Origin of the sequence: Enterococcus termitis, assembly GCF_001730305.1 — a bacterium.
In the GTDB taxonomy this organism is placed as follows: domain Bacteria; phylum Bacillota; class Bacilli; order Lactobacillales; family Enterococcaceae; genus Enterococcus_L; species Enterococcus_L termitis.
Map to the genome: position 1 here is coordinate 1 of NZ_MIJY01000026.1, position 7,988 is coordinate 7,988.

The following is a 7,988-nucleotide window of genomic DNA, read 5'->3' on the forward strand; positions in this document are numbered from 1 at the left end:
TGGAAAAGGGACAATTGATGACTACATGAAGATGGCGAAATCTAACTTTAGTAAGGGCAGTGGCGCTGTTGATGATGTGGCTAAGAAAGCCAGTGGACTTGGAAAGAATATTGAAAATGTTAACCCTTCGGAAATTAGGTTCAGTCAAACTTCTGTAAATGGTTCAGATGAAATTATTGCTAGTATGAAAGCGAATGGTTGGAAAGGTGACCCAATTGATGTTGTGAGAATGCCTGATGGTAGTTTAACGACTCTTGATAACACAAGAGTTGCAGCAGCTAGAGAGGTTGGGATAGACGTTCAAGCCACGGTTAGAAATTATAATGATCCTTTACCTCCCGATATGGTTGCAAGGTTTACAACACCTAAAGGAGTCCCTAAGACATGGGGAGAAGCTACTGATTTGAGAATTGGAAAACAAAAAGCTAGTTTCAGAAATAATAATCCAATGGGGTCATTTGATTTAGAAAAAATGAAATAGAAAATGTGGGTGGTTAATTTGTGTGATTTTTATATGGAAGAAATTAATTTTGAATATCCCGAATCATATGAAAAACTAATAGATTTAGGATTAGTAAATTTTGACATTTGGTTTTTGATGAAAAAAGAACAAGCTTCAAGTATTTATAATGGCATGAGAAATAGGTATCCAAATCGAAAATTGATTCCGTTTGCTAAGAGGGCTGACAATGATGATACTGCTTGTTTTGAAATTGGTAAAGGAAGTAAAATTCAATTAATTCATGATTTCACTACGGAAGGTTTTGAACAAAGAGGTGAATTTGAAGACTTATGGGAATGGGTAGAATCTGCTGTTAAAACAATGGTCGAATATAATCGGGAGGAAGAAATTGTCTAAGAAAATAAACTATATGAAATTGAGTAAAGAAGTTTCTTATGCATTGCGTCATGCTCCTTGGGAATACGAGTTAGAACTAGATAAAAATGGTTGGGTGCCGATTGACCAATTATTACAAGTCTTTCATCAGTCTAACGAATGGCAAAATGTAGAACTCGAAGATTTAAAAATAATGATTGAGAAATCAGAAAAAAAGAGGCATGAAATCAAAGAGAATAGTATTCGAGCATTATATGGACACTCTATTCCAATGAAAATAGTAAAAGAAGAAGCTATTCCTCCTAAATTTCTGTATCATGGGACTGCACATGATATTTTATCTGAAATTGAAAAAAGTGGTTTATCTCCAATGTCTAGGCAATATGTTCATTTATCTGAAGATATAGAGACAGCTAATTTAGTAGGAAAAAGAAAAGATAAAAACCCGATTATTTTAGTGATTAATACAGAAAATGCTAGAGCAAAAGGAATAAAATTTTATTTAGGAAATGAAAAGGTTTGGCTAGCAGACAGCGTTCCACCAGAATTCATAGAGGTATATAATAAAAAATAAAAAGGCACTTTACTATCTGATTGGCGTCGGATAGTAAAGCCTTGATAGTAAGGTACGAACTCACTAATCAAGTTGCCAATAGCTAACAAAAGCTAGCTGTGTTTATTGTACAGAAATTCAGAGGACTTTTCTAGTCTTATTGAATGTTTATTAAGTGTACAGTCAGCTAAATTGTAGACTATTGAAACGGTATTAGTGAGGAGACAACCACTGATACCGTTTTTTTGTGTATCAAAAGAAAGGAAGTAAGAAAATGTTATTGACAGAAAATAAGCAACCAGTTAAAGAAATTAGCCATCAAGATATTTATGCAGTATATTATGTATTGGAGAAAATACAATCATGGCAATAAGTATTACCAGTGTTAGAAAAATTTTTCGAAGATAAAAATAGACCAGTAAACAAACAACAAATCGCTAGAAAATACTATGCTTGTTCACAAGTCTTTACACTGTTTTATTTGGACTTTAGGCAAACTATGCAAAAAATGGAAAAGCAATTGTTAGAATTACGAAGTAAGAAGAAAGTTTAATGGTTTTAGAAGCCTATTTTGCTAGATTTTGAGGGTGAAGAAAGAAGATTTTAGAAGAACAAAATTAGTTGTTAAAGCCAACGGTGGGCATATTACGCTAAAAAGCTCGAGAAACTAGCCAAGGTGATAGCTATTTTGTGAGTTCCTCGGGCACTGACAAGAGTACATGCCTACTAATACAAGTCAATGGCGATGGAATCGACGAAGTGAACCATTTACTTTTATTAGAGTTTATTATGGATTAGAAGTGTCATTTTTTTCTTTTTCGTCCATATCTTTCATAAATTTTTTTATAACGAGAACTTTCATCATTTCCATTTCTTCATCAATAAAGGGTTAAAATATGGAGATGACGTAGTTAAAGCAGTTGCGACAAAACTAAAAAATATTCCAGTCCCACTCATGGATGAAATCGCCCCCTTGCAGGTGGAGGAAGCGTTAAAGTTTTTGGAAAAGGGACAATTGATGACTACATGAAGATGGCGAAATCTAACTTTAGTAAGGGAAGTGGCGCTGTTGATGATGTAGTCAAAGGGAAAATGAACATGGCAGGTAAGGTCCATCCAAAATCAGGTATAAAATTCGATTTGGATGGATTCCCGATTTTCGATTCTAAGCATACAATGAAGTTAGATAAAGCTGATTTTCTAAAATCTAGAGGAACACATTTCGATAGAGCAAGTAAAGACCTGTATGAAAAAATATTAAAAAATAAAGAGTTTGCAAGTCAATTTTCTTTAGAAGAAATTGAAATATTTAAATCTGGAGGAGTTCCTAAAAGATTTACTTGGCACCATCATCAAGATTCTGGTGTAATGCATTTGGTTGATAGGAAACTTCATAGACAAACTGGACATATTGGAGGCTTTAGTATCTGGGGTCCAGGAAATTAGGGAGAGTATGAATTATGTCAAAGATAGTTACATGGAAGAATTCAAATGGTAAACTACTGGGAAATGAAATTGTTGATGCTGAAAAACAACTAAATGTAAAGTTTCCACAGGATTATATTGAAGTAGTATCTGAAAACGATGGAGGATATCCTCACCCAAATAAGTTTAAGTTCAATGATAAGGAAGAAGTGTTTAATAATTTAATAAGTTTTAAAGAGGATGACTATAGTAATATTTTTGAAGTCTTAGAAGATGTCTTCGATCGTATAGTTAAGGGTGTAATTCCTATTGCTGAGGATCCATTTGGTAATTTAATTTGTTTTGATTTTCGTGATAAGAAAGTACCAAATGTGATATTTTGGAATCATGAAGTAGCTGATAAGGATAGTGAAAAGTCCATTTTATTTATATGTGAAACATTTACGGAGTTATTAAATATGCTTTATTAAAAACGTACACTAGAGTTATTTATATTGAATTAGTAAGGAATTCAACTGATGTTTTCTGTAGAGGCAAAAAAATAGATTTTTTTATGGAGTGAATTTTTTCACTCTATTTTTTTGATTCGATGATTGAATACACTTCTCAATAGTTTATCTCAATTCGGTTCAGTATTGATAGACATTTCCATAATGCATTTCTTGTTTCAATATGCTGAATTCTTCCTTAAAGCAGCAACGAAAGCCACGACTTTGAGTAAACTAGGCAAAGTTGCCTCGATGGTCGATAAAGGCTTGAGGTACGGAGATGATGCCTTAAAAGCCTTTATGACAAAAGTAAAGAATATTCCAATGCCAATAATGGACGAAATAGCTCTTGCAGGTGGAGGAAGCGTCAAAGTTGTTGGTAAGGGAACGTTGGATGATTATATGAAGGCAGCAAAAGCTAACTTTAGTAAGGGCAGTGGCGCTGTTGATGATGTGGCTAAGAAAGCCAGTGGAGCTGGGAAAAAATTAAGTGTGGATGATTTAACGAAAGAATTATTAGAAACAAAACCTAAAAATTCAAGAGATCCCAGAAAATGGTTGGATAAAGGTGGAGAAATTAGCGTTTTAGATGACGGTACTTGGGTTTATACAAATGCTAAGGGACAATCAGTTAAGTATACAAATGGATTTCCTGATTTTAAAAAAGCTGATAAATTGGCTTCTAATGGTCCTCGCGATGCTGTGAATAATACATGGCATCATCATCAGGACTTGGAAACACTTCAAGAGGTAGATAAAGCTATCCATAAGGAATTTACTCATAAAGGCGGAATGGCTTTGAAAAAAAGAAAGTAGGCAATGGAATTGATAAAAATAGAGAGATTTAGTAATACCACAGAGGAAAAAATAATTAGTTTAGAGCAAAAATACAATTTAAATTTACCTAAAGACTATAAAGAGTTTTTGTTAAATTACAATGGAGGAATTGTTGAGAAAGATAGCTCAAATGAAATATCTGTTGAAGATATAGATGAGAAAATAGTAATAGACGTCCTGTATGGCATTGATACTGACAATGAGAAATCTAATATTGATTATTGGATGGATAATTTGGCAGAAGATTTATTAGAAAATACGGTAATTATTGGTGACGATTTAATTCAAGGTTTGGTTTTAATCATATGTGGAGGCGAAAATGAAGGAGTGTACTATTGGGACGATTCCTATCATTTTGAAAATTCAGATGATGAGATGAATACTTATTGGATAGCTCATACATTTACAGAGTTTATGGAAATGTTTGGAAAATAAAGTAATAGGATGTTTATTGGGTTCATTTTTGATAAAAATATGAATGAGTGAACAATCACGGATACTATTTTTTCGTGTATCAAAATATATATTCAACAACTATAAAAAGTGTAATGTATTTGTTTAAGAATACATTACACTTTTTTATGTTTGATAATTAAAAAATATTCCAGACTCTTTTCTGAAATTTAAGAACCAAATTACTAATCTCTTTTAATTCATTTTGAGTTAAGCTGTGCAGACTTTGAATAATTTCATACTCTTTCTCTGAAGTGATAGTATATTTGATATCCACACCATTTTTAAAGTTCAATTTTGTATTGTCTGAATCGTCTAAAATAAACAGAGTAGAAAATTAGAAGGTACTTGTAGTTTTTTCTCCATAGCTTTAACTTCTTCAAATTTTAGAATAATACTTCCTTTTTTTATAGGTTTCAATATCTAATTCAAGGGTATTCGCTACTTCTTGCTCGTTCAATTTTCGTTCATATTCATACATGTCAAGCCTATGCCCTAATTGCTTTTCTTTATTTACTGTTCATTAGCGATTGGTAGTGTACAAGTTGGCCAGCTTTTAGGTGGAGGAATCGCTACAGGGATCAATAATTTACGGGGAGTAAAATCCCCAGATTGGATTGGAAAAGATTGGTCAGGAACTGTTAAGAATGTTCAGGCACTGACACCTTCTGCCATTTTTGAAATGAGTAAAGCCGCAATAGGTGCAATGGCTGATGACTTTAAACGTGGAGATATCTATGATATGACGACAGATGTTCTGACAGTAGGAACGATGTTAACGGCAACGAATGGATTGAAAAACACGGCAAAGAATGTTACAACTAAGTTGAGAGCGCCTAAAGTTGGGTCGGTTGTGGATGATGTGGCTAAGGGAGCCGGTGGGGCTAATAAGAAAATTATTTCTGAAGTTGAAACTCCTATAGCGAATGGCAAACGAGTGGGAAGTGGAACAAAAGTTGATGATGTAAAACCAGTTTGGGGAAATGATCCAAATGGAAAACCTACTATAAAAAAAGAATTTCCACATGTTCCGAAAGAACATGGATTTCCTGACATTGTTGATAATTATCCAACTGTCGCAAATGAGTTTCCTCTAGTTGGTGGAGATGGAATTAATAGACGGTTTTTCCAAATTGAAGGAAGTCACAACGGAAAAACAGGCGTTTTTGAATGGATCGTGGAGCCTAACGGTAACGTAAGTCATAGAAGATTTATTGATGGCGGTGTGTTAACAGGGAAACCAAACCAAGTGCCTAAAAAATAAGAGGAGAAAACAATGAACTTAATGAATTTAAAAGAAAAAAAAATAAGCTATAATTGGAAAACTATTTATGTTGGGATTATCCAAAATTTTTTTGAACCACAGGTGATTTCTGATTACGCAATAGAACTAATGGAGCTTGGAAAGGATGATGATTTCATTAGCGAATTGGCTTGGGGAGTAAAATCTGATAATTTACAACAAGTTCTATTTGAAATAAAAAGTCGCTATTTTCCTAATTTAGAAGAAGACGATGATGATTATAAAATAGAAGAACTAAAACTTAGGTTTGTTTACCTATCTAAGCTAGCAGATACTATCAGTGATGACGATGATTTGCTGAACAAAATTGCCGAATTTTATAACAATAATGGTTACCCAGAAGATATGGCTGAATTTATAAATTATATGCCTCAAGAAGTTCCTACTACAAAAAAAGGATTGATAGATAGATTTCATAGATTTTTAGATTCGGAAAATAATAAAATTAATGAAAATTAAAAAAGTCCCGTTACTATTTGATTGGTGCTAAACGTAAAGACTTGAATAGTAAAGGTACACTTATTAATCAAGTTACCAATATCTAACAAAAGCCAAATTTAGTCATTGTGTAGAAAGTCCAAGATTTTTTTAGTCTTTGTGAATGTTTATTGGAGGCATCATTAGCTGATTTACAGACTTTTGGAACGGCATTAGGGAGTGAACAAACTGATACTGCTTTTCGTATATCGAAAATAAGAAATCATATGTGTCTTTAGAGGCTCCATTAGCATACATGACTACAGAAGATACCAGCTCCTATTATGTTATTGAATGATACTCAAAAATGGGATTTAATAAATAGAATAGGCACAGGAGACTTAAAAGATGTGTCAGAAATTGCAAATATTCTTAAAGGAAAATAAAGTAAATTTTCTAATAAAGTATGATTCTGTTAGAGAAGATAATAAGTATACAGTTATGTTATTTGATACTGTAAAAAAAGAAAGAATTTCCGGTGGAGATACTAATTCCGTAGTTGATACAGAGCGAAAGATAATAAAAGACACAGAGAGCAATGTGGATTTTAATGAAATTAATGAATTGTTTTCTAAAATTAAAAGTTCAGTGAAAACAAACTCTGATTATGTAGTAATGTTATCAATTAATTATTCTGATGATTATTTAGATTACACCATATATTTAGATAACTCGGAGCAAATTAGCCATAATAAGTTTCGTACTTATAAAGAAATAAAAGATTTTGTGAGAGAAAATTATGAATGAACAGTTGATAATTTATATTAATAATTTTCTTCAGAAATCAACTGAAGATGTTGTTAAACCTATGTATGGTATCAGAGATAAAAACTCTATTCAGCTAATTTCTCAATCATTAAATCAAGAAGTTTTCGGTGTGGAATTGTATCCCACAATTTTCGATAAGGCAGCTTATCTATGGTATGCACTTTCCAATTATCATTGCTTTTACAATGGAAATAGGCGCACTGCATTAGTGACAACGTATATTTATTTAAGAATAAATGGATATTGTTTAATGATAGATGGTAGCTTTTATGATATTTCTTTAAATATTGTGGAATCGCATATAGAAAAGGAAAAAATCAAAGAAATTTTACAAGAGAATACGGTTGAAAACGATAAAATTTCTTCCGAAAACATTTTAAAACAATTAGAAATAGAAATACGTAAAAATAGTTCTTTTCAAGATGTGATTGTTAAATTATCGCAAACTTAATGAGGAGACATAGATAAGAACTAAATAAAAAAGCACTCTATCATAATACTTGTAATCAAATGATAGAGCCTTGACTAGTAAGAACTAACTCACTAATCAAGTTGCCGATAGCTGATATAAACTAGCTGTATTTATTTTAGAAAACTTCAAAGGATTGTTCTAGTCTTTTCGAATACTTCTTTGACGTATAATCAGCTGGATACTAGGCTCTTAAAACGGTATTGGTGACTGTACCGTTTTTCGTGTATCAAAAATAAAAAGAAAAAATAAGGATATTTTTGTTGGAGATCTTGTTATGTTTGATGTATTACGTGCGACACAAGCATTGAACCAACAAATCTCTACAGCGTACATGACGACAGAAGATGCGATTTCCTATTATGAAACACTTTCTG

The 7,988-nt window shown here is 32.4% G+C and carries 10 protein-coding genes and 1 pseudogene; all 11 read left to right on the forward strand.

Going from position 1 to position 7,988, the window contains the following annotated elements; all coding sequences use genetic code 11:
- A pseudogene (locus tag BCR25_RS20555) lies at positions 1-481 on the forward strand (ParB/RepB/Spo0J family partition protein); the annotation flags it as partial.
- A 33-nt stretch (positions 482-514) separates the two neighbouring features.
- Complete coding sequence (locus BCR25_RS12170; RefSeq protein WP_245792302.1) at positions 515-859, forward strand: hypothetical protein; 345 nt, start codon at positions 515-517, stop codon at positions 857-859.
- The gene (locus BCR25_RS12175; RefSeq protein ID WP_069663890.1) at positions 852-1,412 is read left to right on the forward strand and encodes an RNA 2'-phosphotransferase; all 561 of its coding nucleotides are present in this window, start codon (positions 852-854) and stop codon (positions 1,410-1,412) included. The genes BCR25_RS12170 and BCR25_RS12175 overlap by 8 nt, the downstream gene beginning before the upstream one ends.
- Before the next feature lie 1,005 nt (positions 1,413-2,417).
- Positions 2,418-2,837, forward strand: a complete 420-nt coding sequence (locus BCR25_RS12185; protein WP_069663891.1) for an HNH endonuclease — start codon at positions 2,418-2,420, stop codon at positions 2,835-2,837.
- Between the two features lie 14 nt (positions 2,838-2,851).
- On the forward strand, positions 2,852-3,286 hold the full coding sequence (locus tag BCR25_RS12190) for an SMI1/KNR4 family protein (protein WP_010771994.1): 435 nt from the start codon (positions 2,852-2,854) through the stop codon (positions 3,284-3,286).
- A gap of 183 nt (positions 3,287-3,469) precedes the next feature.
- Entirely contained in the window at positions 3,470-4,120 is a 651-nt protein-coding gene (locus tag BCR25_RS20560) for an HNH endonuclease (protein ID WP_211272506.1), read from the forward strand.
- A gap of 3 nt (positions 4,121-4,123) precedes the next feature.
- Positions 4,124-4,576, forward strand: coding sequence for an SMI1/KNR4 family protein (locus BCR25_RS12200; protein ID WP_069663892.1), 453 nt, complete (start codon positions 4,124-4,126; stop codon positions 4,574-4,576).
- 517 nt (positions 4,577-5,093) lie between these two features.
- Positions 5,094-5,858 (forward strand): hypothetical protein, encoded by a 765-nt coding sequence (locus BCR25_RS20565; RefSeq protein ID WP_069663893.1) that lies wholly within the window; start codon positions 5,094-5,096, stop codon positions 5,856-5,858.
- Between the two features lie 12 nt (positions 5,859-5,870).
- Positions 5,871-6,356: a DUF2247 family protein gene (locus tag BCR25_RS12210; protein ID WP_069663894.1), complete on the forward strand. Its 486-nt coding sequence runs from the start codon at positions 5,871-5,873 to the stop codon at positions 6,354-6,356.
- Between the two features lie 366 nt (positions 6,357-6,722).
- A complete protein-coding gene (locus tag BCR25_RS12215; protein ID WP_069663895.1) occupies positions 6,723-7,121 on the forward strand; it encodes a hypothetical protein in 399 nt (132 codons plus the stop codon).
- Positions 7,114-7,593 carry a type II toxin-antitoxin system death-on-curing family toxin gene (locus BCR25_RS12220; RefSeq protein WP_069663896.1) on the forward strand — a complete coding sequence of 160 codons (480 nt, stop codon included), beginning with the start codon at positions 7,114-7,116 and terminating at the stop codon, positions 7,591-7,593. Before BCR25_RS12215 ends, BCR25_RS12220 begins: the two co-directional genes overlap by 8 nt.
- Positions 7,594-7,988: the final 395 nt, after the last annotated feature.

Excerpts from the sequence above, each read along its gene's own strand:
- BCR25_RS12170 (WP_245792302.1), top strand. The coding sequence starts at position 515 with ATGGAAGAAATTAATTTTGAATATCCCGAATCATATGAAAAACTAATA.
- BCR25_RS12185 (WP_069663891.1), top strand. The coding sequence starts at position 2,418 with ATGAAGATGGCGAAATCTAACTTTAGTAAGGGAAGTGGCGCTGTTGAT.
- BCR25_RS12190 (WP_010771994.1), top strand. The coding sequence starts at position 2,852 with ATGTCAAAGATAGTTACATGGAAGAATTCAAATGGTAAACTACTGGGA.
- BCR25_RS20560 (WP_211272506.1), top strand. The coding sequence starts at position 3,470 with ATGCATTTCTTGTTTCAATATGCTGAATTCTTCCTTAAAGCAGCAACG.
- BCR25_RS12200 (WP_069663892.1), top strand. The coding sequence starts at position 4,124 with ATGGAATTGATAAAAATAGAGAGATTTAGTAATACCACAGAGGAAAAA.
- BCR25_RS12210 (WP_069663894.1), top strand. The coding sequence starts at position 5,871 with ATGAACTTAATGAATTTAAAAGAAAAAAAAATAAGCTATAATTGGAAA.
- BCR25_RS12215 (WP_069663895.1), top strand. The coding sequence starts at position 6,723 with ATGTGTCAGAAATTGCAAATATTCTTAAAGGAAAATAAAGTAAATTTT.
- BCR25_RS12220 (WP_069663896.1), top strand. The coding sequence starts at position 7,114 with ATGAATGAACAGTTGATAATTTATATTAATAATTTTCTTCAGAAATCA.